The organism is Nocardia sp. NPDC058480, from assembly GCF_042720495.1.
Classification (GTDB): Bacteria; Actinomycetota; Actinomycetes; order Mycobacteriales; family Mycobacteriaceae; genus Nocardia.
On the sequence record NZ_JBHXMN010000004.1, the window covers coordinates 324649 to 349819 of the forward strand.

The 25171-nt window shown below is 67.5% G+C and carries 19 protein-coding genes; 4 read left to right on the plus strand and 15 right to left on the minus strand.

Features of this window, described 5'->3' with window-relative positions:
- Nucleotides 1-49: 49 nt before the first annotated feature.
- Genes ACFWO8_RS13220 through ACFWO8_RS13230 form a run of 3 tightly spaced genes read right to left on the minus strand, consistent with a single transcriptional unit; the run spans nt 50 to nt 4121 of the window.
- Nucleotides 50-2008: an acetoacetate--CoA ligase gene (locus ACFWO8_RS13220; RefSeq protein WP_378949238.1), complete on the minus strand. Its 1959-nt coding sequence runs from the start codon at nt 2006-2008 to the stop codon at nt 50-52.
- Complete coding sequence (locus ACFWO8_RS13225; RefSeq protein WP_378949241.1) at nt 2005-2751, minus strand: 3-hydroxybutyrate dehydrogenase; 747 nt, start codon at nt 2749-2751, stop codon at nt 2005-2007. The genes ACFWO8_RS13220 and ACFWO8_RS13225 overlap by 4 nt, the downstream gene beginning before the upstream one ends.
- Complete coding sequence (locus ACFWO8_RS13230) at nt 2748-4121, minus strand: MFS transporter (RefSeq protein ID WP_378949244.1); 1374 nt, start codon at nt 4119-4121, stop codon at nt 2748-2750. The genes ACFWO8_RS13225 and ACFWO8_RS13230 overlap by 4 nt, the downstream gene beginning before the upstream one ends.
- A gap of 99 nt (nt 4122-4220) precedes the next feature.
- Here ACFWO8_RS13230 and ACFWO8_RS13235 point away from each other — a divergent pair, with 99 nt between their 5' ends.
- Together ACFWO8_RS13235 and ACFWO8_RS13240 are read left to right on the plus strand one after the other, a co-directional pair.
- A complete protein-coding gene (locus tag ACFWO8_RS13235) occupies nt 4221-5195 on the plus strand; it encodes a LysR family transcriptional regulator (RefSeq protein WP_378949247.1) in 975 nt (324 codons plus the stop codon).
- 185 nt (nt 5196-5380) lie between these two features.
- Nucleotides 5381-6052 (plus strand): histidine phosphatase family protein, encoded by a 672-nt coding sequence (locus ACFWO8_RS13240; RefSeq protein WP_378949250.1) that lies wholly within the window; start codon nt 5381-5383, stop codon nt 6050-6052.
- A gap of 1 nt (nt 6053) precedes the next feature.
- Here the strand turns inward: ACFWO8_RS13240 and car are convergent, their stop codons facing one another.
- From car to ACFWO8_RS13280, 8 genes are read right to left on the minus strand one after another with little or no spacing between them, the layout of a single operon-like run.
- A complete protein-coding gene (gene car / locus ACFWO8_RS13245) occupies nt 6054-9485 on the minus strand; it encodes a carboxylic acid reductase (RefSeq protein WP_378949252.1) in 3432 nt (1143 codons plus the stop codon).
- Between the two features lie 4 nt (nt 9486-9489).
- Entirely contained in the window at nt 9490-10245 is a 756-nt protein-coding gene (locus tag ACFWO8_RS13250) for an SDR family oxidoreductase (protein ID WP_378949255.1), read from the minus strand.
- Nucleotides 10242-11078 carry a TauD/TfdA family dioxygenase gene (locus ACFWO8_RS13255; protein WP_378949260.1) on the minus strand — a complete coding sequence of 279 codons (837 nt, stop codon included), beginning with the start codon at nt 11076-11078 and terminating at the stop codon, nt 10242-10244. Before ACFWO8_RS13255 ends, ACFWO8_RS13250 begins: the two co-directional genes overlap by 4 nt.
- On the minus strand, nt 11062-12360 hold the full coding sequence (locus ACFWO8_RS13260) for an aspartate aminotransferase family protein (protein ID WP_378949263.1): 1299 nt from the start codon (nt 12358-12360) through the stop codon (nt 11062-11064). Before ACFWO8_RS13260 ends, ACFWO8_RS13255 begins: the two co-directional genes overlap by 17 nt.
- Nucleotides 12361-12387: 27 nt before the next feature.
- A complete protein-coding gene (locus ACFWO8_RS13265; protein WP_378949266.1) occupies nt 12388-16536 on the minus strand; it encodes an AMP-binding protein in 4149 nt (1382 codons plus the stop codon).
- Complete coding sequence (locus ACFWO8_RS13270) at nt 16533-17072, minus strand: DUF6309 family protein (RefSeq protein WP_378949269.1); 540 nt, start codon at nt 17070-17072, stop codon at nt 16533-16535. Before ACFWO8_RS13270 ends, ACFWO8_RS13265 begins: the two co-directional genes overlap by 4 nt.
- 14 nt (nt 17073-17086) lie before the next feature.
- Nucleotides 17087-17884, minus strand: a complete 798-nt coding sequence (locus tag ACFWO8_RS13275; RefSeq protein ID WP_378949272.1) for a phytanoyl-CoA dioxygenase family protein — start codon at nt 17882-17884, stop codon at nt 17087-17089.
- A gap of 30 nt (nt 17885-17914) precedes the next feature.
- Nucleotides 17915-18886: an NAD-dependent epimerase/dehydratase family protein gene (locus ACFWO8_RS13280; RefSeq protein WP_378949275.1), complete on the minus strand. Its 972-nt coding sequence runs from the start codon at nt 18884-18886 to the stop codon at nt 17915-17917.
- 411 nt (nt 18887-19297) lie between these two features.
- Here ACFWO8_RS13280 and ACFWO8_RS13285 point away from each other — a divergent pair, with 411 nt between their 5' ends.
- The gene (locus tag ACFWO8_RS13285; RefSeq protein ID WP_378949278.1) at nt 19298-20314 is read left to right on the plus strand and encodes a zinc-dependent alcohol dehydrogenase family protein; all 1017 of its coding nucleotides are present in this window, start codon (nt 19298-19300) and stop codon (nt 20312-20314) included.
- 166 nt (nt 20315-20480) lie between these two features.
- Nucleotides 20481-21407: a LysR family transcriptional regulator gene (locus ACFWO8_RS13290; RefSeq protein WP_378949281.1), complete on the plus strand. Its 927-nt coding sequence runs from the start codon at nt 20481-20483 to the stop codon at nt 21405-21407.
- Here the strand turns inward: ACFWO8_RS13290 and ACFWO8_RS13295 are convergent.
- The 4 genes from ACFWO8_RS13295 to ACFWO8_RS13310 all read right to left on the minus strand — a co-directional run bounded on the left by ACFWO8_RS13295 (nt 21356) and on the right by ACFWO8_RS13310 (nt 25167).
- Nucleotides 21356-21919: an SDR family oxidoreductase gene (locus ACFWO8_RS13295; RefSeq protein ID WP_378949284.1), complete on the minus strand. Its 564-nt coding sequence runs from the start codon at nt 21917-21919 to the stop codon at nt 21356-21358. The two genes, ACFWO8_RS13290 and ACFWO8_RS13295, sit on opposite strands and share 52 nt — an antisense overlap.
- Before the next feature lie 17 nt (nt 21920-21936).
- Nucleotides 21937-22698, minus strand: coding sequence for an SDR family oxidoreductase (locus ACFWO8_RS13300; protein ID WP_378949287.1), 762 nt, complete (start codon nt 22696-22698; stop codon nt 21937-21939).
- Nucleotides 22699-22938: 240 nt separating this feature from the next.
- Nucleotides 22939-23703 (minus strand): MerR family transcriptional regulator, encoded by a 765-nt coding sequence (locus tag ACFWO8_RS13305; protein ID WP_378949290.1) that lies wholly within the window; start codon nt 23701-23703, stop codon nt 22939-22941.
- A gap of 129 nt (nt 23704-23832) precedes the next feature.
- Nucleotides 23833-25167 (minus strand): TerD family protein, encoded by a 1335-nt coding sequence (locus ACFWO8_RS13310; RefSeq protein WP_378949293.1) that lies wholly within the window; start codon nt 25165-25167, stop codon nt 23833-23835.
- Nucleotides 25168-25171 lie beyond the last annotated feature (4 nt).

A 25171-nucleotide genomic window follows, 5' to 3' on the forward strand; every position in this document is an offset into this window, starting at 1 on the left:
AACACGCCGACCAGGCTGTTCGACTATGGACGGACGGCCGGTAACACGCTCAGCGTTCCTGACGCTTCGTTCGGGCGAATTGGCCGTACCAAGCGAGTAGAGAGGGGTCGTCGACGGCACTGGGGTCCACGACAGTTGCGGGATCGGCGCCCTGGAGGAGCTTCTTGATGGGGACTTCCAGTTTTTTGCCCGTGCGGGTTCGGGGGATGCCGGGTGCGGTGATGATGTCGTCGGGGACGTGGCGCGGAGAGGTTCTGGTGCGGATGGTTGTTCGGATTCGGGTGGCCAGGTCGTCGGTGAGAGTGATGCCCTCGGCCGGAACGATGAACAGGGGCATCCAGTAGCGACCGTCTGGTTGCTCCGCGCCGATGACCAGGGCGTCGGCGATTTCCGGGAGTTGTTCGACCGCTTGGTAGATGTCGGCGCTGCCCATACGGATGCCGTGGCGGTTGAGGGTGGAATCGGAGCGGCCGTGCACGACGATGCTGCCGTGTTCGGTCCGGGTGATCCAGTCGCCGTGGCGCCACACGCCGGGGTAGGTATCGAAATAGGCTGCGCGGTAGCGGGTTCCGTCGGGGTCGTGCCAGAATCCGACGGGCATGGAGGGCATCGGCGCGGTGATGACGAGTTCGCCGACTTCGCCGTGGACCGGGTTGCCCTTGTCGTCCCAGGCTTCGAGGGCAACGCCCAGGTAGGGGGCGGAGAGTTCACCGGGACGGACCGGAACGGTTCGGGCGCCGCCCGCGAAGGCCGAGACCACATCGGTGCCGCCGCTGATCGAAGCGACCGGGATGTGCGCACCGATATTGTCACGCAACCAGATCGATGACGATGGGGGTAGCGCTGATCCGGTGACGCCGATCAGGCGCAGGGCCGCCAGGTCGTGCTCCTGGCCCGGTACAACCCCCGCCTTGGCGCAGGCGAGCACGTAGCCGGGGCTGGTCCCGAGAACGGTCGCACGTAGCCGAGCGGCGATGTGCCACAGGGTATCCGGGGCAGGATGGCTCGGACTACCCGCGTAGCAGACGATGGTCGCGCCGACCAGCAGGCCGGCGACCTGGAAGTTCCACATCATCCAGCTCGGGCTGGTGTACCAGAGGAACGTGTCGTCGGGGCCGATATCGGACTGCAGTGCCATCGCTTTCAAGTGTTCGAGGAGCACGCCGCCGTGACCGTGGATGATGCCCTTGGGCAGACCGGTCGTGCCCGACGAATACAGCACCCACAGCGGGTGATCGAAACCGACCCGCGCCGTCGAGATCGTGGATCGATCGCCACCAGCGGTCACATCCGCCCAGTTCAGCGTGCCGGACAGGTTCACGTCCGACACCACAACGGTCGCTACCAGCGTAGGCAGACCGGCGCGCAGTTCGGCGATCTCGTCGGATCGACTGTGCGCTGTGCCTCCGTAGCGGTAACCGGCGGAAGCCACCAGGACCACCGGCTCGAGCTGCCCGAGCCGGTCCAGCGCGGCCCTGGCCGAGTAGTCCTGCCCGCACGCACTCCACACTGCCCCGAGACTCGCGGTCGCCAGGAAGGCGATCACTGCCTCGGGGATGTTCGGCAGGTAACCGGCGACGCGATCTCCAGCGCGAACGCCGAGACCGCGCAAGGTCTGCGCGAACGCCGCCACCTGGTTCAGCATGTCGTCCCACGACAGCTCGCTGATCGACCCGTTCTCATCCACCGACACGATCGCGCGACGATCAGGACGGGCCTGCCGGATCACCTGGTCGACATAGTTCAGCCGAACCTCGGGAAACCATCGCGCACCCGGCATCTCCGAGGATGCCAGCACCGCACCGGGACGGTCGCCGAGCTCGAAGTAGTCCCATACCGAACCCCAGAACCCGTCCAGATCGTCGACCGACCACTGCCACAACGCGTGGTAGTCAGGCACCGCGACAGTGTGCCGGGCGGCCACGAACCGCGCGAAGTCGGTGATTCGAGCACTGGCGATATCGTGATCGTCGGGCACCCACTGCGGTGCCGCTACCACTGCGGTCATCGGGCGCTCCACCCTCCGTCCATGACGTAGGAGGAGCCGGTGACCATGCCCGCGGCGTCGGAGGCGAGCCAACCGACCAGCGCCGCGACCTCTTCCGGCTCGATCAACCGCTTGATCGCGCTCTCGGTGAGCAGCACCTTCTCCAGCACCTCCTGCTCCGGGATCCCATGCGCGGCCGACTGCTCGGCGATCTGCTTGTCCACCAAGGGTGTTCGCACATATCCGGGGCTCACACAGTTGCTGGTGACCCCGTGCGGACCACCTTCGAGCGCCGTCACCTTCGACAATCCCTCGAGCCCATGCTTGGCCGTCACATAGGCGACCTTGAAATGGGAGGCGCGAATCCCGTGCACCGAGGAGATATTCACGATCCGCCCGAAACCCCGCGCGTACATGGAGGGAAGGGCGGCGCGGATCAGCAGGAACGGCGCCTCGACCATCAGCGTCTGCATGGTGCGGAACCGTTCCGGCGCGAAATCCTCGATGGGGCTCACGCTCTGCACGCCCGCGTTGTTGACGAGGATGTCGGTCTCGAGCCGCAACTCGGCCAGCGCGTCGACATCGAGCAGATCGACACTCCAGGCGTACCCGCTGATCTCGTGCGCCACCGCTTTCGCGCCGACGCCATCGATATCGGCGACGGTGACCTCGGCGCCCCGCGCGGCCAGCTCGCGCGCACACGCGGCGCCGATGCCGCTCGCACCGCCGGTGACCAATGCCTTACGTCCCGCGAGATCGGTCATGCGGCAACACCTTTCTCGGTGGAGGCGTCGGCGAGGTCGACAGATTCCAGGTCGATGCCGCGAGTCTCCTTCGCGCACACCACCGCGATCACCGTGACGGCCGCCGCGAACGCCAGGTACCAGGCGATCGGCACCGATGATCCGAACTCGTCGAGCAGCTTGACCGCGATGATCGGCGCCAGCGAGCCCGCCACGATCGAGGTGACCTGATAGCCGAGCGACACACCGGAGTAGCGCATCCGGGTCGGGAACATCTCGGCCATGATCGCCGGCTGACCGGCGTACATGAACCCGTGGAACACCAGCCCGATGATGATGGCGGACAGGATGATCACGCTGTTGCCGCTGTCCATCATCGGAAAGGCGAAGAAGCCCCAGGTGGCCGCGGCGACGGCACCGGCCAGGTAGACCGGGCGGCGGCCGACACGGTCACCGAGCCTGCCCGCCAGCGGAATCACCACGATGTGCACGGCGTGGGCGATGAGCAGCCACCACAGGATGGTCGTGGTGTCGGCATGCACGTGGACCTTGAGATAGGTAATCGAGAATGTGACGACCAGGTAGTACATGATGTTCTCGCCGAACCGCAGACCCATCGCGGTGAACACCCCACGCGGGTACTTGCGCAGCACCTCGAACGGGCTGAACGAGGCTGCCTTGGCGTGATCCATCGTCTGCTGCGCGGCCACGAAGATCGGGGCGTCGGTGACCTTGGTGCGCACGTAGTAGCCGACGAGCACGACCACCGCGGACAGCCAGAACGCCACGCGCCAGCCCCAGCTCAGGAACGCCTCGTCCGACAGGGTCGAGGTCAGCACCAGCAGCACGATCGTGGCGAGCAGGTTGCCCGCGGGCACACCGGCTTGCGGCCAGCTCGACCAGAACCCGCGACTGCGGCTCGGGCTGTGTTCGGCGACCAGCAGCACCGCGCCACCCCATTCGCCGCCGATCGCGAAGCCCTGGATGAAGCGCAGGATCACCAGCATCGCCGGTGCCCAGTAACCGATTTGGGCGAAGGTCGGCAGACAGCCCATCAGGAAGGTAGCCGCCCCGACGAGCACCAGACTCACCTGCAAGAGCTGCTTGCGGCCATAGCGGTCGCCGAAGTAGCCGAACACGATGCCGCCGAGCGGGCGGGCCGCGAAGCCGACGGCGTAGGTGACGAAGGCGGCCAGGATCGCGTCGAGGTCGCTGGTGTCCTTGGAGAAGAACACCTTGCTGAACACCAGGGTCGCGGCCGTGCCGTAGAGGAAGAATTCGTACCATTCGACGACGGTGCCCGCCATCGAGGCGGCCACTACCCGCCGCAGTCCGGTGGGGGCCTCGTCCGGGTCGTCGCCGGTCGGTCGTATCGCGTTCCGCACGCTCATCGCACTACTCCTTCACTGTTCCAGGTCACATCACGAGCGAACTGTGATGCGGCCCACAAGCCGTGAGGAGAGTATTCGTGCAGATCCATCTCGGTGACAATGGCCAGTTTCGCAGCAGCAATCTGCGAAACTGCACACGTGAGTCATTCCCCTTCCACCTCGGGACGCAGGCCGAGTGCTGATGATTTGCTGGTGCTGCTGGCCGTCGGTCGGTCCGGGCGCTACGTCACCGCCGCCGAGGAACTCGGTATCAACCACACGACGATCTCGCGGCGGATCGCGGCACTCGAACACGCCATGGGTGGGCGGGTATTGACCCGGGTCACCGGCGGCTGGGAGCTCACCGACCTGGGCCGCGAGGCCTTGACCGCGGCCGAAGCCGTCGAGGCGGCCGTCCGGTCGCTCGGCTCGACCGCGGGCGAACGCACGCTGGAGGGCGTGGTGCGGATTTCGGCCACCGACGGTTTCAGCGCCTACCTGGCGCCACCGTCCGCCGCGCGCGTGCAGCGCAGACATCCGGGCGTCGCCGTCGACATCATCGCCACAACCCGACGAGCATCCACCCAGCGAACCGGCCTCGATATCGAAGTGGTGGTCGGCAAACCTCAGGTCCACCGCGCCGAGGCGATCGAACTCGGCGACTACTGCCTGCGCCTCTACGCCTCTCGCGACTACCTCGCCGAACACGGCGCCCCGACCACCATCGCCGATCTCGCCCGCTACCCCCTGGTCTATTTCATCGAATCCATCCTCCAGGTAGACGACCTCGACCTAGCCCTCGCCTTCGCTCCCGCGATGCCCCGATCCGTCTCCTCCACCAATGTCTTCGTCCATGTGGAAGCCACCCGAGCCGCCGCGGGCATCGGCCTACTCCCCTGTTTCATGGCCGACCGCCACCCCGACCTGATCCGGGTCCTGCCCGACCAGGTCCGCGTCCAACTCACCTATTGGCTCGTCATCCGTTCGGAAACCCTCCGGCGTCCCGAAGTCGCCGCGGTCGTCGAAGCGCTGCGCGCTACCGTCCACGAACGCCGCGAGGTGCTACTCGGCGACCACACCGAACCGATCGGCTGATACGACCCCGCATTTATCATGAAGCGGCGCGAGGTCCGACCGCGCGCAGAAAGAACCGTCGCGGCGCGGTATCGAACTGGCAGGTTCACTACGATTTCCCTTTCCGGAACCTCGCAACGGGCCGGGTCGCCGCGGGCCGCGCTGACTACCACCGCCCGACCGGGTCGATGCCGGAAGATGGAGGCATGGACAACGGTGGGCAGAATCGCTCGGCGAAGCTGGTGATGGTGCGCCACGGCGAGTCGCACGGCAATGTCGGGCAGCGGCTCGAAACACGGGTTCCCGGACCACATCTCACCGATCACGGTGCGGCGCAGGCCGCGCGATTCGGTGCCGCGGTGACCGGGTCGCCGCGACTGTTCTGCTCGGCCGCTTCGCGGGCCCGCCAGACCGCCGAGCAGATCGAGTCGGTCGTCGGCGGTCCAGTCACCGTGCTCGCGGGTGTGCACGAGGTGCAGGCCGGGGACTTCGAGGGGCTCGAATCCGATGCCGCGCACCAGGCATTCCATCAGACCTATCAACGGTGGCACCACGGGGAGCTCGACGTCGCGGTTCCCGGCGGTGAAGCGGGCAAGGACGTGCTAGATCGTTTCCTGCCGGTGCTCGAAGACCTGCGCGTGCGGTACCTGACGCCGGACGCCAGGACCGATGTGGTGCTGGTCAGTCACGGTATGGCGATGCGCTTGGCGGCCGGGGCGATCGGTGGTGTGCCCACCGCGTTCGCCGCGGGCACTCGCCTCGACTTCACCCAGACGATCGAACTGACGCCACGCTACGGTCCAGCAGCGCAATTCCTCGGCTGGGCATGTACGCGGTGGGGACACCACGTCCCGCCGTTCGGTGACATCGTGACCTAGCTCAGGACCCCAACAGGTTCAGCGCCCGGAAGTCGGCGAGGTACTTGCCGATCAACGCGCGATCGAGATGTGGGATGGGCAGCTCGACGGCGCGCAGCGCGTCCTGAAATCGCTTGGCGGGCAGCACACCCCGAGGTTCACCGGGTTGCCGATATGCACCCAGCAACGGCAGCAGTGACCGGCGGCGTTGTGGTTCGGGCAGGCGGGTCAGCGCCGCTTCGAACCGGGTGAGCCACTCCGGATAGCTGTCGATCCGCCGCACGGGCAGGCCCTCCTCGATCAGCCAGTCCACCAGCCGGTCGAGCGAGATGCCGTCGTCGTGAGGGTTGGTGACGTGGAAGATCCGGTGGTCCGGTCGCGGATCACCGCCGAGCGCGGTGATCGCTGTCGCGGTGAAGTCGACAGGAAGCCCGTCGTAGTGGTCGCGCGCGGGTCCGCCGTGCGTGAACGACGACGGCGCGACCCCGGTGGCACCCAGGCTCAACAGCAGTCGCGTGAAGGTATCCGCGACATTGAGCTGGCCGGTGTAGTGGCGGTGTGCCAGGGCCATATTCGAGCGGAACACCGTGACCGGGAGCCCACAGCGGTCATGGGCCGCGCGCAACAGCACCTCCCCCGCCCATTTTCCCGCCTCGTAGCCGTTGGCGTAGCTGTCGTCGATACGGCGACCGGGCGCGGCGACCCGGATGTCGGCGTCCTCGTCGAGTACCGAGGCCTCGGCGACCGCGATCGTCGACAGGAAGTCGACCGGCTTGAGGCGGGTGGTCAGGGCCAGTCGGATGATCTCGGCGGTTCCCACTACGTTCGCGCCGAACAGATGCCGGTACGGGAGAACATGATTCACGTGTGCGGCGGCATGCACGACGTGATCGACCCTGCCCGCGAGCTCTTCCCAGGTCGAATGATCCACGCCGAGACCGGGTTCGGCGACATCGCCGGTGACGATCTCGAGGTGTCGCGCCGCCAGCGCCCGGAATTCCTCACGCAGTGCGGCGTCGGTGTCGAAGACCTCGTCGAGCCGCTGTCGTGCCGCCGCCGGGTCCGCACCGCGCACCAGACAGATCACCGTGCCGCCGATATCGCCCAGCCGACGCAGCCATTCCAGGCACAGGAAGCGCCCGATATAGCCTGTCGCGCCGGTCAACAGGACCGTGCGGGCGACCTCGGCGGCCGGGGTGAGAGCACCGGCCCGCGCCACCGTCGCTGGATCGAGGAACGATTCCAGCGTCAGATCCTCGGCCCGCACCTCGACAGTGTCGCCCCCGTGAACGGTGGCGAAGCTGGGCCGCGGTGCCGAATACCGGTGGCGCCGAATATATTCGGCGATACCGGCGAATTCCGCCCCTGGCCCGATGAGCAACCCGGCAGGCAACTCCACATCGAGCAGTTCACTCAGCAGGCTCGAATACGACACAACCGCCAGCGAATCACCGCCCAGATCGGTGAAGCTCGCACCGGCTGGCACGTCCTTCTCGGCACTGCCGACGACCGCCCGTGCGGCCCGCACAACAACATCGAGCACCGGAAGCTCGGGCGCTCGCTCACGCAGTTCGCGCAGCTCGGCCGCCTGTTCGCCGGCATGGTCTCGATAGATCCGTTCCAACCGCGCCTCGTAGCGCGCCCGCACCTTCGGGCGCAGGAGCTTGCCCAAGCCCGACAGCAGACCGTTGTCGGCGGTGAAGGGTTGCGGTTCGACCAGGAAGTCACGCGGGATCTCGTGGGCCGCGAGGCCCGTCGCCGACGCCGCGGCGCGCAGGGAAGCCGCGAGCGCCGAGTCGACGGATCCGGCGGCCAATGCTTCCGCGGTCGGCACGATCACCGCGAGCAGGTAGGCGCGTTCACTGGAGCCGTAGACGAAGATCTGCCGGATCAGCGGGCTCGTCCCGTAGACGGCTTCGAGCCGGGCCACTGTCACGAACTCGCCGTTGGACAGCTTGAGCACGTTGTTGCGCCGGTCCAGGTACACGAGGTGGTCGGGTGCGATCTCGGACATGACATCGCCGGTGCGGTAGTAACCCTCGGCATCGAAGATCGCCGCGGACAGCTCCGGCTGACGGTAGTAGCCGGGGATCGCGGTGGACGTGCGCACCAGCAGTTCGCCGCGCGGATGCGGCTGATCGGTGGTGAAGTAGCCGAGCTCTGGCACGTCGAGGAGTTTGTAGCCGGTCACCGGCGGACGCTGGATGCGGTGGTCGAGCAGGATGTCGAGTGCTTCGGTGGCGCCGTACCCGTCGTGCAGTTCGAAGCCGAGTAGCGCCTGGGCGAACTGTTTCGCCTCGGTGGCCAACGGCGCGCTGCCGAAAATGGCGTACACGGCGCGCCCGCCGAGAACCTCGTGGCGCATGGCGTCGAGGGCCGCCTCCCGCGCGGCATCCAGGGCCGCGCCCGCTGCACGGCGACGGTCCACGTCGTCGCGGAACTGGTGCAGCAGAAGCTCACACACTCTCGGCGCGAACGCGATCTCGGTGGGTCGCACCAGCGCGAGGTCGTCGAGCAGCGTCGACCGATCGGGGCGGCCGGTGAAGTAGGTGGTGCCGCCACGGCCGAGCGTGCCGTAGAGCGAAAGCCGCGCCGCCACATGGCTCATCGGCATGTAGGCGAGGGTCAGGGCGGGCACGAGGCTGGCGTTGAGCCACATCCTGGCGACAAGCCGCTGCGGGTAGATCGCACCCTTGGGGGTTCCGGTGCTGCCCGAGGTGTAGATGAGCAGGCTCATCGAGTCACCGTCGCCGGCGAACAACGGGGCGGGCGGCGCAGCGCGCCCCGCGCTGATGATCGCGTCGAGGGTGTTCACGGCGACGGTGGGCAGTCGGCGCCGGGCATCGTCGAGGATGCGGGCCTGCTCGTCGTCGCCGGGGTTCACATCGAAGACGATCAGTGCTCGCGGAATATGCTCCGCGGGAACACTTTCCACCATGCGGGCGAGAAACTCCACGCCGACTGCGAGGATGCGCGGCACCGTCTCGGCCAGAATCGCGGCCAGTTCGTTCGCGGATGCGTTGGCCTGCAATGGAACCGCCACCACACCCAGATGCACGCACGCCAGGTCGAGCGTGGCGTAGTCACCGCCGGTGACCCCGACGATCGCGACGAGATCACCGGGGCGCAGCCCGAAGCCGCCACCATGCCAGGAGGCCGCGACAGCGCCGACACGATCCCACAGCTCCCGATAGCTGATGGAGTCGAACCGTGGCAGCAATCGTGTTGTCCGGCCGCCGGTTTCGCTGTCGACGGCGAGTTCGGTGACCCGCCGCCCGAAGGCCGGCCGCTCGGCGTAGCCGGTCATCACCATGTCGACGAGATGTGCCAGCGGCAGTGCGGGTTCTCGAACCGCCGCCGAGAGGTCCGCGTCGCGCAGCGCGGCCCTGGCCTGCGCGTCGCCCTCGCACAGGATCTCGATTCGACGTTGCAGCGGAATACCCGCACTGCCCATGGTCTCAGCCCCTCCCCACGAACGGCATCGTCGTGGGGAAGACGCCGAGAAATTGAATATTCGTATCCAGCGGCATCGAGGCCATCAGCACCAGCGCCTCGGTGAAGCGCTCGACCGGGATGGTCTGCTCGACCGACAGCGTGCCGTCGGCCTGCCGCGCCGCCGGTTGCCCGCTGCCGTCGGGCGGTGTCACATTGCCGACATCGATCTGCCCGCAAGCGATTCCGTGTGCCCGTCCGTCCAGTGACAACGCCCTGGTCAAGCCGAGCAGCGCGTGTTTCGCGGTGGTGTAGGCAATGGCATTGGGTCTGGGCGCGTGCGCGGACGGCGCGCCCATATTGATGATCCGGCCGCCGCCGGGCGATTGGGCACGCATGAGGCGAAAGGCCTGCTGCGCGCACAGGAACGCGCCGGTGACGAGGGTGTCGAGTGCTCGGTTCCAGTCCTCGACGCGGATGTCCTCGATGGGACAGCGCGGGACCGCCGCTCCGGCATTGTTGAACAGCAGATCCAGTCGGCCGAAATGCCGCTCTACCACGGCGAACAGGTCGGCGACCGCGGTGGGATCGGTGATGTCGGTTGGCGCAACCAGCACTCGGCTCGCGGGGACGTTCGCGATGTCGGCGGTTTCCTTCAGCAGCGCCTCCCGGCGGCCCGTCAGTGCGACCGACCAACCCTGTTCGAGTAGCGCGAGGGCAGCCGCTCGGCCCAGTCCACTACCCGCGCCGGTGACCAGCGCGATCCGATCGGTGGCGGTCATCGGGTCTCCTTGTCCACCCAGAGCCGCAGGATGCGGCGTGCTTTCGGTCCCGGTTGGTCGATGTAGGGCGATCGGCCGTGCAGTGCCCGGCTGTTGCGGATGATCAGCAGATCGCCCGCGGCCATCATCAGGTCGAAGCCGACGCCGGGGCGATGCAGCACTTCGTCGAGCACATCGAGCGCGGCGAGCCGGGGAGCGTCGGCCGGGTCGTCCGGATTCAATGACGCCCGCACCGTTCGGGTCTGGTAGTAGCAGCCGATGGTGCCGTCGGGCTGGGTGAACAGAATGGGCGACACCACGACCTGCGGCCCGGCGCGGCCGGTGCGGTCGTAGGTCCAGTCGCCACGCAGCAGCAAAAGCGTCTCGCGGTCTTCGGATTCCAGGAGGTCGTTGACCCGCCGGGCGCCGGCGAGCCGGGTGAATCCCTGGCCCGCCGTGGCCGGTTGCAGACACACCAATACCAGCAGATCACAGGTGTCGCAATGGAATCCGAGCGCGGTAGCGCCGTCACCATCGCGATCCCGTAGCACCTGGCGCAGATCACCCGCGCCGTTCTGCGGGACGACCACACCGATCCCGTCGAGCACGAACAGCAGCGTGCGCACGATGTCGTCTTCCGGCGCGGCGGGGTCGACGAAATCGGCGATGTGGGCGAACCCCACTCGTTCGATGGCCGCGTCGACGAAGGCGTGCACGGTGGCGCGCACCTTGCCCGCGTCGTCGTCGGTCGCTGCGAGGGTGTGCTGGTCGTCGACGGGCAGGCGCAGTGACCACTCGGCGGGGTCGCGGGCGAGTCGGGCTGCGTCCCAGCTGATCTCAACGGAGTTGGACATGGTCGGTCCCGTTCCTCTCTGCGGCGTCACCGGTCGCGAGGCCGACTGCCTTCGACCACAGCGCGACCGCGGTGTCGATCTGGTCGGCCGACACCACCAGCGCCGGAATCATGCGGACGACATTTCCGTAGGGCCCGCAGGTCAGCAGCAACAATCCGAGTGCGGCCGCGGCCTGCTGCGCACGCTTGGCGGTGTCCGGGTCCGGTGTGCCCTCGGGCGTGCAGAATTCGATGCCGACCATCAGACCTAGCCCGCGCACATCCGCGATACCGGGGACGGCCAGCGCGCCGGCGCGAATCGCGGCAATCAGCCGTTCGCCCTGGACCGCGGCGTTCTCGACCAGCTTCTCGTCACGGATCACCGCCAACGTCGCTAACGCCGCCGCGCAGGCAACGGCATTGCCGCCGTAGGTTCCGCCCTGTGAGGAAGGCCAGGCCTGGCGCATCAGCTCGGTGGACGCGGCGATGGCAGACAGCGGGAACCCGCTCGCCAAACCCTTGGCGGTGACCAGGATGTCGGCGCGCACCTCCGGTTCGTGCTGGTGCGCCCAGAATTTCCCGGTCCGGCCGAACCCGGTCTGCACCTCGTCGAGGATCAGCAGCATTCCGTGGCGATCGACCCGTTCGCGCAGTCCCGCAAGGAATCCCGGCGGTGCGGGCACATAGCCGCCCTCGCCCAGCACGGGCTCGACGAGCAACGCGGCGGTCTCGGCGGGAGCGGTCACGGTGGCCAGGACATGGTCGAGACCACGCAGCGCGTAGTCGACGGCCGCTTCCTCGCTCAGGCCGAGGCGGAAGGCCGCCGGGAACGGCGCCACCGCGACACCGGGCATCAGCGGGCCGATACCCGCCCGGTATCGGGTCGAGGCGGTGGTCAGCGCCGCCGCCCCCATCGTGCGGCCGTGGAAGGACCCGTCGAAGACCACGATGTTGGGTCTGCCGGTGGCGTGCCTGGCCAGCCGCACCGCGGCCTCGATCGCCTCGCTACCGGAGTTGCTGTAGAACAGCGAGTCCAGGCCGGGTGGCAGCACCGACCCGAGCTGATCGGTCAGTTCGAGCAAAGGCTCGTGCAGGACTGTCGTGTACTGGCCGTGGATCAGGCGAGCGACCTGCTGCTGAGCGGCCGCCACGACGCGTGGATGGCAGTGACCGGTGCTGGTCACCCCGACACCGGCGGTGAAATCGAGGTACCGCTCGCCTGCGGCGTCGAACAAGTACATTCCCTCGCCGCGGCAGGCGGTGACGGGGGTGGCCTGGGAAAGCACCGGTGAAAGCTTGGACATACGACCTCCTATCGATGTGGATGTGGGTCAGGCGGTGCGATCGGCGGTCGCGACGGCAGGGAAGTACCCGGCCCCGGTCCCCCACGCGAGCGCGGTCGACCACCACCGCGGGGTCGGTGCGTCGAAGTGGATACCGAGCCGGTTCAGCGCGGCGACCGTCCAGGAACTGTCGATGCCGACATTGCGGTCCGCGTCGTGGTGCGACCACGCCATCGCCTGCCGGACCGCCGCCGAATGCGACCGTTCGACTCGGGTGAGCGCGGCCGTGAACGTGGCATCGTCGGTGAGGACGACCGGATAGCCGGCCGCGGCACTCCAGGCGACGAGCTCGTCGTGGGCCACCAGGTGCGGGGTTTCGATGTGATAGACGCCGGGCGCGCAGGCGGGCCGGCCTGCCAGTACCGCGATCGACTCGGCGACCGTGTCGACATGGGAGAACCCGAAACTCACCGCGGGCCGACACGGTGCGGCACCGGCGAGCAGATACCCGCGGATCAGCTGGTAGACGCGGTTGTCGCCGATATTGCGCTGGAATTCCCCGGTTCGGCTATGGGCCGCGATGTGGCCGCTGCGATGGATGTAGCACTGCCGCCCCCGGGCCGCCCACTGCCGCACAGCCAGCTCGGCCCCGAACTTCGCACGCTCGTACGGAGTCCGGAAATACTGGCCGATCCGCAGGTCGGCTTCGCTGAAGCGACGCGCGGCGCCGTCGACACCACCGGCGACCCCGAGGGTCGACAGGTGATGGAACCGCGCATCCGGGGCGTGCGCGTCGATCCAGGAGAGCAATCCGGACACCGCGGTGTGATTGGTTCGTTCGAGTTCTGCGGGTGCGGCGACCAGTCGGGTGTCGGCGGCGGCGTGGATGATCACCTGGGCCTGTCCTGCCGCGTGCGTCGCGTCGGCCGACATTCCGAGATCCGCACGGGTGATATCACCGGTGAGCACCCGGATTCCCCGCACGTGGCGCAGCCGCTGCCGCGCCTCGATGTCTCGCTCCCCCCGCACCAGGCACGTCACCTGTGCGTCGCGCGCGAGCAGTGCGGTGAGCAGGTGCCCGCCCAGGTAGCCGGTGGCACCGGTGACCAGTACCCGTGGCGCCTCGTCGACCACCCGCGCCCGCGCTCGCGGTGCTCGGGCGCCTGTCAGCAGGACCTGGCCGGAGGTGGACAGCGCCGATGTCGTGTAAGCGGGCGCCACCGTGCCCGCGTGCTCGGCGACGGCACCGGCGAAGCGAGTCATGATCTGGCGCGCCCGGTCGTCGGAGTCCGGGGAACCCGGGTGCACGAGGTCGGTGACCAGGCGGCCCTCGACGATGCGGGCGGTGAGCTTCAGCCGATAGAGCAAGTCGCAGTGGGGATTGCGCGCGGTACCCGCCTGTTCCGGCGCGACCGACCAGTCCAGGGTCTGTTTGTCCGGCAGCTGGAAGGTGCCGAGGAAATTGAACCCGATATCGGGGCGCTCCCCCGCGGCGTCCATCGGCTGCTCGGGCGTGTGCGCGAGGAGGTGCTCGATCTCCGCGGCGGATTGGGTAGGCCCCGAAGGTGCATGCCGTTCCAGGCGTAGCCATTTGGTTGCGGTGAACCAGCCGACGGTGTCGAGGTACTCGCCGCCGCCGTCACCGACATCTCGGCCGTGGGTCTCCACCTCGACCGCGAGCGGCGACTGGTCCTCGCCGCGCTGCACCGCCGCGGTGAACGCGGACAGCAGCAGCGCCTCGAGGCGCTGCGCACCCCCGTACGCGCGAACGAGCGCCGCCGTCGCCGCCCGGTCCAGCGTCCACACCAAGCTCGCCGGGCGTGGCGCGGGCCCGATCGTGCGAGCGGGTCGGCGTGCGGGCGCGGCTGCTCGGTCGCCGCGATCGGCCGCCCAGCGGTAGTAATCGCCGGTGTCGGGCAGATCGAACTGCTTGCCGTGCAATGCCGTTCGATACGCGTAGGCGAAATCGTCGAGCAGGATGTGCCAGGAGAACCCGTCGACGGCCAGATGGTGGACCACCACGGCGAGGCGGTCGTCGTGATCGCCGCCGCCGTCGAACAGGTGCACGCGGATGAGCCGACCCGCGGCCGGATCCAAGCTCAGGTGCAGGTCTGTACAGGTGTCCTCGACGAACTCCGCGATCTCCGCGGCCGATCGCGGCAGCCGGGAGAACGACACTGCCTCCCCCTCGTCGATGTCACGGCAGACGCCCGGCCCGCTCGGCCCGATCTCGGTGCGCAGGACGGCATGTCGCCCGAGGAGATCGGCCACCGCACGCGACAGCACACCGGCGTCGACGGCGTTGCCGCAGTGCAGCACCACCGACTGATTCCACTGCCGGTGATCGGCGACCGGCTGCGCGAACATCCACCGCTGGGCAGGCCCGAGCCTGCGCATGGGCTGCTGTCGCGCGGAGTCCGGCGAGACACCGGATTCGATCGGTCGCGCGACCGCCGCCAGACGCCGCGGGGTCGGGTGCTGGTAGAAGTCGTCGAAGGTGACGCGCTGACCACGCCGGTACAGAAAGGCGATCGTGCGCATCGCCAGAATCGAGTCACCGCCGAGGTCGATGATGTCGGCTTCGGTATCCACCGACTGCACGCCCAGCGCACCGGCCCACAATCCGGCGATGCTGTGCGCGAGGCCGCCTGCCGGATCGTCAGCTAGACGAGCATCACCGGTGGCGCCGCCCGCTCGGGAGTCGAGCAGCTCGGTCACCATCGCGGTGACGCGGGGGCGATCGAGCTTCCCGGTGGACCCGAGCGGTAGTTCGGCCAGTACGAAGATCGGTTGCGGCACCGCATAATCCGGTAGCACCTCGTGCAGGTGCGCGCGTAGCGCCGCCAACGTGGCCGTGTCGGCGCCGGTGCGCGAGGTCAGCCGAACAGCCGCACGGAGCCGGTTGCCCACTGCGGTCGACTGGACGACCACGGCCGCCCGCTCGACGCCGGGCACCAACTCGGCGGTCCGTTCGACCTCGGCGGGATCGACCCGGAAACCACGAACCTTCACCTGACGGTCGACGCGGCGCAGGAACACCAGCGCTCCGTCCGGGCGCCGTCGGCAGATGTCGCCGGTGCGGTAGACCCGGTCCCCGCCCCGCGGAACGAACTTTCGCGCCGTCTCACCCGGCGAACCGAAATAGCCTGTGGCGACACCTTTTCCGCCGATGTACAGCTCGCCCTCGGCACCGTCGGGAACCGGGTCGCCCCGGTCGTCGAGCAGGCACAACGTCGTCGCGCCGATGGCCGTCCCGATGGGAACGACCTCCTCCGCGGGCAATTCGGCCGCCGCGGTGGCGACGAAGCAGGCCGCGCCGACGGTCGCCTCGGTGGGTCCGTAGTGATTGACCACCCGGTGCGCGATGCCGCGCGTGAGCAGGTCGGCGGCGGTGGCGCGCGAGAGCGGCTCACCGCCGAGCAGCACCACGTCCAAGGGGGCGCAGTCCGTGCCCTGTTCGAGTAGTGCGCTCAGATGAGAGGGCGTGGTCTTCAGTACCGAGATACCGGCACGGCGTACCGCGGGCCAGAAGGCCGCCGGGTCCCGGGTGTCACGATCAGCGATGACGTGCACCGAACCGGCGCTGGCCAGTGCGAGCAGCCACGCCGTATGCCCGAGGTCCGCGGCCAGTGTCGTGACGTGCCCGACGCACGGCGCGTTGTCGGCATCGAAACCGAGTCGTTCACACAGTGACCGCGCGTAATGCGTGGCGTTGCCGTGCGTCACCGCGACCGCCTTCGGCTCACCGGAGGACCCGGACGTGAACGAGAGATAAGCGAGGTCACCAGCATCGACAGGGCACGCGCCGCCCAGCCTGTCGTGCCCGACCGCCTCGACCGGATCGATGACGAGGGGCCCGTAGTCGTGCACCGCCGCCGACACCGCGCAGCGCACCCCGACAGCGGCGAGACGTCGGCGCAGTTGTCCAGCGCTCCACGAGGATTCGACCGGAACGGCCACCGCACCGCAGCACAACACCCCGAACATCAGCGCACACTGCCTGGCGTCTCGTTCGCCGAGAACAGCGACACGATCGCCGCGGCCGATTCCCTCCGCGCGCAGCCGGTCCGCGGTCACCTCGGCTATTCGCTCGACCTCGCGATAGGTGAACACACGGTCGGCATCGGCCAGCGCCGGCCGCTGTGGATACGCACGGGCGTTGTGCCGCAACAGGTCGATCAGTGTGTCCGCGCTCATCGCCGAAGACCTTCGCCGCGCAGCGCACCGGCCACGACACCCTCGATCAGGTCCCCGTCAGCAAGTCTGCCCGCGAGTTCCCAAGCGATCATGCGGTGCAGTCCGTCGAGATGGAACAGCCCTTCCTCGGCACACAGATCGGCGTAGTCGCTGTGCCCCGCTGGAGCGGCGCTGAGGAACACCGTGTTGAACGGTGCCGCGACGAGTGCGGTGATCAACCCCGTGCAGACCGGATTGGCGGCAGCCAGATCGGCGCGCTCGGTGCGCAGCCGCGCGGCGGCCTGTTCGACGGTCAGCCCGGTGCGCGGCACCAGTTCTCGGTCGCCACCCTCGCTCAGGTGCCAGGGCAGGGTGACAGCGGCCAGATCGGCCCGCGACAACAACACTTTGGTCCAGGTGCCCGTCAATTCGTCACCCCGGCGAAGATTGTCCTCCCCCTCGCGAAACCGCACGCCTTCTTCCGCGCCGTGCGCGCAATGCTCATCCCGATAGATCGCCAATACCTCGGCGAGATCGCTGTCTCCGATGATTCTCATGATCCTCAGCGCCCCTATCCTTGTGCGATATCGTCTCGGAAATGCTTGTCGGCGAACAGCTCCGGTGACAGACCGGTGCCAAGGCCCAGCTCCCGCGCGCGAGCGAGCATATGGCGCCAATACGGTTTCACCGGCCGCCAGCGCGCCGCGCCGGTCTGGCAATAGGACGCATCGACGAAGTAGCGCCGCCGGTCCGATGCCGTCGCCGACAGTCGTCGTGCGTGCAGCAACGCCGAATGCAAGAGCACCGTCGAACCCGGCGGCAGCGAATTGATCACCACTTCACCATCGATGGGGCCGGTCCCCAGGTGCGCCATCGCCGACTTACCGCGAGGCTGACGATGCGACCCGGGCAGGATGACCAGCGCGGCCATGGCGTCTTCGAGTCCATTGAGATAGTGCAGCGTGTGCACCATCGCCATCGAGGAATCGGCCAGATCATTGGGTTCGTAGTCGTGATGCCAGGATTTCGCCGCGATGGTCGCGTCATGGCGGTCACTGTGCAGGTGGTGGAACACGAAATCGGGTCCGAGCAGCTGGGACAGGATCGCCATCAGCGGCCGGTGCGTCAGTATTTCCCCGTGCGCGGGCAGTTCCAATTCCATCACCGGCGGGATTCCGAAAGTCGCGGGATCGCGACAACTGTCGATGGACCGGGCACGGAGTCCCTGATCCACCCATAGGTCCACTTCCGGAAATAACCGTGCGCACAATTCGTCCGGGATCAGTCCCGGCACGATCAGATAGCCCGATTCGGCGAATTGTTTCGCTGCGAGGACGCCGGTGTGATCATCATCGAGAACAGGCCGCATCAGCCCGCCCCTCCCTTCGGCAACAAGCAATTACACGGTGGGAACCAGGGAGGCTTGCGCGTCCCGTAGCCAATTCAAGGTGCGTTCGATGCCATTGGGCAGGGCGGTGGTCGCCTCGAGGATTCGCTCGGAGCGTGCGCGCGCGACATCGAGGCAGCTGCGGCGCACTTCACCATCGCGAGCGGCGGCGTAATGCGGAAGCCATGTGGTCGGTTGCAGGCCCGCGGCGGTGCGGATCGCGTCGACCAGTCCGTTCACGGTGATCTCGACTCCCGTGCCCACGTTGTATTCACCGAAACTGTGGTGACCACATTGCGCGGCGGCGATATTGGCTTCGACCACGTCGTCGACGTAGACGAAGTCACGGGTTTGCATGCCGTCGCCGTAGATGATCGGTGGTCGGCGATCCAGCGCGGCCGCGCAGAAACGCAGCACGACACCGGAGTCACCGTCGAGGGATTGCCGGGGACCGTAGATATTGCTGTATCGCAAGGCCACGACGTCGATATTCGTGGTGTCGGCGAACCAGCGCCCGTATCGTTCACCCGCCCATTTCGCCAGCCCATAGGCCGACGGCGGATCGGGCGCGGTGCCCTCGGGTGTCGGGTAGCGCGCGGACTCGCCGTAGATCGCGCCGCCCGTCGAACTCAACACCACGCGCCGAACCCCGGCGGCAGCCGCGGCGGCCAGCACACTCACCACGCCGACCACGTTCTGTTCGGCGTCTGTCACCGGATCGGCGATCGAATAATGGACGCTGACCTGGGCTGCGAGGTGGAACACCACGTCCGGATGAAACCGCTGCATGATCTCGCGGACCGCGTCCGCCGACCGGACGTCCGCGCTGACCAGGTCCGCACCGCGGTGCAACGCCGACTCGAGATTTCCCACATTGCCGTGACTGAGATCGTCCACCACGAGCACGTCGGCCCCACGTGCCACGAGCGCATCCGTCACATGCGAGCCGACAAATCCGGCACCTCCGGTCACCAACGCACGCATCACTGCGGCCCCCTGAGAAGAAGTGGTGGAGAACCATCATGAGTTGATGGCTCGAGTTTTGAACGATGTTGTCCTACAAGGTATTTCGCAACATCTACCGAACCCGACGGTGCAGCCACCGTAACACGCGGTTACCGAATGATGTTGTAACTCAACAGGTTTCAATATTGCGAACGCAGTTCGAGCGATCGAACGATACCGAGCGGTTCCAGGAGCGGGTCATCCAGCGAAGTGCCGGGTAGCGGATGAGCTGGGACAACAGGGGGTCACCCGACGTGGTCGGCGGAACGGGAGAGAAGCGCCGTTGCTCTCTGATCCCGTCTTACAGTGGGCCACACTGTGTTTGGATCGTAGCAAGCGAATTACGTACCACCTGTTGGTAATTGGTCATTCATTGACAGGATCGATCTCATGCGCGGCACCGTCCTCCACGCCCCCGGCGACATCCGCGTCGAACAGCTACCCGATCCCCGGATCGAGGCACCGACCGACGCGATCATCCGCACCGTCGCCACCTGTGTGTGCGGGACGGACCTGTGGGTCTATCGCGGCATCGAGGCCGTCGCCGAACCGCAGCCGATGGGCCACGAGTACATCGGTGTCGTCGAAGAGGTCGGCGCCGAGGTGCGCACCCTGCGGCCGGGTCAGTTCGTGGTCGGCTCGTTCGCCACCTCCGACAACACCTGCCCGAACTGCCGCCACGGCTACCAATCCCGGTGTACGCACCGCGCGTTCCTGAGTACGTGCCAGGCCGAACACATCCGCATCCCCAACTCCGCCGGCACCCTGGTCGCGCTCGACGAGACCCCTGATCACCGCCACCTCCCGAGCCTGCTCGCCCTGTCCGATGTGATGGGCACCGGTTGGTACGCCGCGGTCGCCGCCGAGGTACGACCGGGTTCGACCGTGGCCGTGGTCGGCGACGGCGCCGTCGGGCTATGCGCGGTGCTGGCCGCTCGCGAGCTCGGAGCCGAACGCATCATCGCGATGAGCCGGCATCCCGCGCGCCAGAAGCTAGCGCTCGCGTTCGGCGCCACCGACATCGTCACCGAACGCGGTGAGGACGGTGTCGCGGTAGTCCTGGATCTCACCGGTGGCGTCGGCGCGGACTCGGTCATGGAATGCGTTGGCACCGGCGAGTCGATGACCCAGGCCCTGCGCTCGACCCGTGCGGGCGGGAATCTGGGCGTCGTCGGCATTCCCCACGCCGTCGAGTTCGACAGTGCCGAACTCCTCGCGTCGGCGGTCGGCGTGCGCGGCGGCGCGGCCCCCGTGCGCCGTTTCCTCCCCGATCTCATCGACCGTGTCCGCACCGACCGCATCGACCCCGGCCAAGTCTTCGACCTCACCCTCCCCCTGGACCAGATCGCCGAGGGCTACCGGGCGATGGACGAACGCCGAGCGGTCAAAGCCCTCGTCCTACCATGAATTTCGGCGGCATGGAGCGCTGGAGCCGTGCACGTCGGCCCTCGTGCCGCGGTGTCGTCAGGACGGCAATGGAGTAAACGCACCGCCGGCGGCGTTGTAGCACTTGTTGTTGCAGCGATTGATCGGGTTCGGGCGGCGGTCCGGCCCACGAAGGGAAGGGGTGCCGATGAGCCTTCGTCAGTTCGAGTACGCCCTGGCCGTTGCCGAGGCAGGTTCTGTGACGGCGGCGGCGGCGATGATGCATGTCGCGCAACCGTCGATGTCCCAGCAGATCCGCAACCTCGAGCGGGAGCTCGGGGTGACGCTGTTCGCCCGGACACCGACCGGGCTGGTGCCCACAGTGGTCGGTCGCGCGTTCCTGCGGGAGGCGGAGGTGGCGGTGAGCGCGTCGCGGCGGGCGCGCGCGACGGCTCGCGCCGCTGCCGATGAGCTGGTGGGCGAGTTGGTGGTCGCCGCGCAGATGGGGTTCGGCACGCGGCAGCTGCCAGTCGTGCTCGCCTCGTTGCGCCGTCGCTTTCCTCGGCTCGAGGTCACTGTCTTCGAGGAGCCGAGTTCCGCCGAACTGGAGCGGCTGTGTCGTCAAGGCGTACTCGACCTCACCCTGATGGCGGCGTGCGATCGCGGCCCCGCCGACGCCCACAACCTCGGCCACGAAGAGTTCGTCGTGATGCTGGGCGCCGGGCACCGGCTGCTCGCCGCGGACCGGGTCGAGCTGCACGAGCTGGAAGGGGAATCGTGGGTGCGGTTCGAACCCGACAGCGCGCTCGACGGCGTGTTGACGGGCGTGCTGCGCGACAACACGCTGACCCCGACTACAGCCGCCCGCGTGTCTCAAACCGTCACGGCTGCCCGCTGGGCCGCGAACGGACTGGGCGTGACTCTCGTCCCCGCCTCCGCAGTCCCCCACGGGTACGAGCATCTCGCCCGCCCCGTGGCCCCGGCGGTGTCCCAGCCCGTCGTCGCCGTGCTCCGCCAGGACGCTGGCCCGGCGGAGACGGCGCTGCTGGAACTCCTGCGTAACGAGAGTTGGCACCAGCCCGCTCAGAGCTGGGTAGCACCTCCGTCCATGACGAATTCGATACCGGCCGCGTAAGTGGCGTCGAAAGCGAGAAAAGCTGCAGCCCTAGCAATTTCGTCGGGGGTGCCGAAACGCCGCATAGGATTTCCGGCAACCATTTCCGCTTTGAGTTGCGCGGCGGCCGCCGCGGTCATCGAATTCTCCAGAATTCCCGTATCTATGGGACCGGGACTGATCGCGTTGACCCGGATTCCGCGCGGAAGCAACTCACCCGAGAGGGTGCGGGCCATCGAGCGCAGCGCCGCTTTGCCCGCCGCGTAGACGCTGGTCTCCAGCAATCCCATGACGTTAGCGTTCGAGGTGGTGAGGACGACGCCCGCGCCCGCGCTGAGCAGCGGGGCAAGCTTCTGCACCGTGAAGAACGCGCCCTTGACGTTGATCCCGAACAGTTCGTCGAACATCTGCTCGGTCGTCGACTCGAACGGCGTGAGAGTGGCGATGCCCGCGTTCACGAACAGCGCATCGATCGTGCCCAGTTCGGTCTGCACCCGGTCTGCCAGCGAATCTAGATCGGCCGATACGGCCACATCGCCTCGGACCGCAATTACCTGGGGAATTCGCCGCCGTCGACGACGAGGCTGCTCCCGGTAAGCCAGCTCGCCCGGTGGGACACGAGAAACAGCACCGCGTGGGCAATGTCGTCGGGGTGACCATCACGACCCAGCGGTGGACTGGTGTTGTCCTGGCCCGGCCCCTCGTTCAGTCGCGCCCATTGCTCGCGCGTCGCTTCGCCGCCGGGAGTGGTGGTTCTGCCAGGAGACACTGTGTTGACCCGAATTCCGAACGGGGCCAGCTCCGCGGCCAGTCCCCGGCTGTAGTTCTCCAGCGCCGCCTTCGCGGTCGTGTAGTGCAGAAATGGCGGCGCCACAGTGGGAACCGCGGCCGAGGAGATATGTACGATCATCCCCGAACCGCGTTCCCGCATCCCCGGCGCCAGCAGCGAGTCCAGCCGCACCGAAGCCAGGAAGTTCAGGTCGAGCGCGTGCTGCCAGACCTCGTCCGGGATCGCCAGCGCGCCTTGGTACGGCGCCGCGCCGCCCGCGTTATGGACCAGGATATCCACCCCACCGAGCACCTCCTGCGCGGCCGCCGAAAGCGCTTGCGCCCCAGTCTGTGTCCGCACATCGGCTGCCACGAAGGCTGCTCCCTCCGGTGCCGCGCTCGTCGCCGACCGTGCGGTCGTGAGCACCGCGGCACCCGCATTCAGAAGTTGGCGCACAACAGCCGCTCCGATTCCGCGCGTACCTCCTGTCACCAGTGCGCGTTTCCCTGCGAGTTCTCCCGAATTTTTCTCGATCGTGCTCATGCCAGCAGTCCTCTCGATTGCGCATTTATCGGATCGACGAAAGGAGATCGCACTGAATACCTCGTCGAGCTGTTTCACGGTATGTCCGCAATAGAACGAGAGGCAAAGACGAATATTCAGCAGACGCCATAGGGGATTCCTTTACCGCCTGGCAATAGCTCAATCATTGGACGGGTGTTGCGATCATCGGGTCGATCCACGCGACTGCTTTCGACGCCGTCCTTCGTACGGCGGCGCCCGCTACCCCCGAGCGGCGTTCGCGGCCGTGATGAAATCGATCTGCGTGGGCGACGGTCCGCAGAATTCGCTCTCGATGCGGTTGGACTCCTCGGCCTGCATCCGATACATGCTGTCGCGCAGGCCTGGATCCCCACCATGGAACTCATCCAAGAGCTCCATCCACCGCGCCGCCATTCGCTGCGCCTCGGGTGCGGTCGGGTCCATTCCCGCGGCGATCGCCGCGTCGACCTCGGGGATCAGCTCGGCCCAGTCTGCCTCTGCTTGCTGAATGTGCTGTTCACCGAGCGTCTCCCGGCGCAGCGCGAGCTGGGTCAGCTGCGCCTCGGTGAAGTATTCCTTGATGGTGTCGTCGACCATGACGGTTCTCCTGATCAGTTCCAGGAAGTGATCCGCGGATGTGTCCGACCTGCTCTCCGCCGTGGCGGTCAGTGCCGCGACCAGGGCATGTAGATCCCGGGTCGCAGCAAGCTGCACGGCCAAGTAGTCACGATGTGCAGCCAGCACCTGCGGCATCGCCACGACACCCTCGAGCAGGTCCGCGATCTGGTCCAGGCCGAGGCCCAGCTGACGCAGAGCCAGCACTTGGTAGAGACGCTCGACATCGCTCGCGGTGTAGATCCGGTGGCCGGTGCTGGTCCGCGCTGCGGGGTGCACCAACCCGATCCGGTCGTAATGATGCAGCGTCCGCACAGTCAGTCCGGCCTCGGCCGCGAGCTCACCGACCTTCCACACACGCCCGGTACCGCGCTGGTCCATCCGTTTCATCCCACTTCCACCGGCGCATTGTGCGCTGGTGTGATCGACGGTAGAACCTCACCTTACGTCAGGTGCAAGCCCGATGTGCGCCCGTCGAATCCGACCTGGGACGCATTGCCGTTCAGCTGATTATCGACCTCAGCGAGGGGTCGGGCACTGGCCTTCGTAGCGGCTCAAGCCGAGGCCGCTGGCCTTCTTGCTGCGGCCTACGGGGCCGTTCTTGGCCGAGCGGACCCAGGTGCCATCGGTGTCGAGGACGGGCATGCGTTCGCTGAAGGCGCGGCTGTAGTGGATGGTGCCGTCGACGGTGAGGATGCCGTCGCGAACGTCGATATGGGCGACGGTGGCCCAGAAGGAGCTTTTGCCGTTGCCGATGATGACGGTGATCTGATCGGCGTCCTTGTCGGGGAGCCCGTCGGGGCCGGGGCGGCCGTAGCGGACGCGGACACGGGGTTTGCCGAACTTGTCGATGGCGCCCGCTCCGTTGTCGACGGATTGGTAGACGTTGAGAAGGAGGTCGCCGTTCTCGGTGGGGCGGACGGTGACCTGCTCGGTGGCGGGGAGGTTGTTCGCGCCGGGTCCGCGGGTGTCACCCTGGTGGTGGATGAACGGCCACTGCGTGATGTCGCCCTGGTGGCCCTTCTCGCCGCTGAGGACCACGTAGTCGCCGGTGATCTCGTTGCGGCAGAAGAAGTACACGTCCAGGTCGCCCGTGCCGAACTCGGTGACGCGGCCGTTCGCGTCGTATTTCGCGCCGCGACCATCCCACTCGAGGCCGACGGTCAGCACATAGCCGGGGTCGCCCTTGCGGAGGTCGATGGTCGCGCGGCGGCCTGGCGAATCCTTGGTCAGCACGACATCGACTTTGCGGAGATCGACCGACGGCGCAGGGGGCGTAACACTCTGCGCCGCAGGCACTTCGGTCACGCTCGGAGTGGCTTGCACTTCGGCCGGCTCTTCTTCCGCATCGACGACGATGCCGTGATCGGTCGCGAAGGCCGCCAGTCCGGCGCTATACCCCTGGCCGATCGCATCGAGCCGCCACCCACTCCCCCGGCGGTACAGCGCGACAGCTTGCAGCACCGTCTCCGAATCCAGGCCCGGTGGCACGAAACTCACCGATTGACTCGCGCCGACGGCGGAAACCCGAAGCCCGGCCACCGCACCGAACCGAATCCCCTGCGCCTCAGTACTTCCGGTGATCACCACCCGGTGAATCTCGGCAGGCAGGGCCGAAAGATCGACCGCGACAACAGCATCGGACTCCAACCGAACACCGGATGCCGCCGGGTTGTTGAAGAACACGAAGTCGGCATCGGAGCGCACCTTGCCGTCGGCGGTCAACAGCACCGCGGCAATGTCCACCGCCCCGGCCGGACTGTCGAGATCCAGGCGCACCGTGTACTGCCCGTCGACGAGATCGGTCTTGGACCCTTTGGAAACCTCGACCATCGTTGTCGCACTCCCACTCATGATT

What these genes read in the sequence shown, in the direction of transcription:
- ACFWO8_RS13220 (WP_378949238.1), bottom strand. Translation starts at nt 2,008, where the DNA reads ATGACCGCAGTGGTAGCGGCACCGCAGTGGGTGCCCGACGATCACGAT.
- ACFWO8_RS13235 (WP_378949247.1), top strand. Translation starts at nt 4,221, where the DNA reads ATGGCCAGTTTCGCAGCAGCAATCTGCGAAACTGCACACGTGAGTCAT.
- car (WP_378949252.1), bottom strand. Translation starts at nt 9,485, where the DNA reads ATGGGCAGTGCGGGTATTCCGCTGCAACGTCGAATCGAGATCCTGTGC.
- ACFWO8_RS13275 (WP_378949272.1), bottom strand. Translation starts at nt 17,884, where the DNA reads ATGCGGCCTGTTCTCGATGATGATCACACCGGCGTCCTCGCAGCGAAA.
- ACFWO8_RS13250 (WP_378949255.1), bottom strand. Translation starts at nt 10,245, where the DNA reads ATGACCGCCACCGATCGGATCGCGCTGGTCACCGGCGCGGGTAGTGGA.
- ACFWO8_RS13290 (WP_378949281.1), top strand. Translation starts at nt 20,481, where the DNA reads ATGAGCCTTCGTCAGTTCGAGTACGCCCTGGCCGTTGCCGAGGCAGGT.
- ACFWO8_RS13260 (WP_378949263.1), bottom strand. Translation starts at nt 12,360, where the DNA reads ATGTCCAAGCTTTCACCGGTGCTTTCCCAGGCCACCCCCGTCACCGCC.
- ACFWO8_RS13285 (WP_378949278.1), top strand. Translation starts at nt 19,298, where the DNA reads ATGCGCGGCACCGTCCTCCACGCCCCCGGCGACATCCGCGTCGAACAG.
- ACFWO8_RS13300 (WP_378949287.1), bottom strand. Translation starts at nt 22,698, where the DNA reads ATGAGCACGATCGAGAAAAATTCGGGAGAACTCGCAGGGAAACGCGCA.
- ACFWO8_RS13305 (WP_378949290.1), bottom strand. Translation starts at nt 23,703, where the DNA reads ATGAAACGGATGGACCAGCGCGGTACCGGGCGTGTGTGGAAGGTCGGT.
- ACFWO8_RS13240 (WP_378949250.1), top strand. Translation starts at nt 5,381, where the DNA reads ATGGACAACGGTGGGCAGAATCGCTCGGCGAAGCTGGTGATGGTGCGC.
- ACFWO8_RS13255 (WP_378949260.1), bottom strand. Translation starts at nt 11,078, where the DNA reads ATGTCCAACTCCGTTGAGATCAGCTGGGACGCAGCCCGACTCGCCCGC.
- ACFWO8_RS13265 (WP_378949266.1), bottom strand. Translation starts at nt 16,536, where the DNA reads ATGAGCGCGGACACACTGATCGACCTGTTGCGGCACAACGCCCGTGCG.
- ACFWO8_RS13230 (WP_378949244.1), bottom strand. Translation starts at nt 4,121, where the DNA reads ATGAGCGTGCGGAACGCGATACGACCGACCGGCGACGACCCGGACGAG.
- ACFWO8_RS13270 (WP_378949269.1), bottom strand. Translation starts at nt 17,072, where the DNA reads ATGAGAATCATCGGAGACAGCGATCTCGCCGAGGTATTGGCGATCTAT.
- ACFWO8_RS13280 (WP_378949275.1), bottom strand. Translation starts at nt 18,886, where the DNA reads ATGCGTGCGTTGGTGACCGGAGGTGCCGGATTTGTCGGCTCGCATGTG.
- ACFWO8_RS13310 (WP_378949293.1), bottom strand. Translation starts at nt 25,167, where the DNA reads ATGAGTGGGAGTGCGACAACGATGGTCGAGGTTTCCAAAGGGTCCAAG.
- ACFWO8_RS13225 (WP_378949241.1), bottom strand. Translation starts at nt 2,751, where the DNA reads ATGACCGATCTCGCGGGACGTAAGGCATTGGTCACCGGCGGTGCGAGC.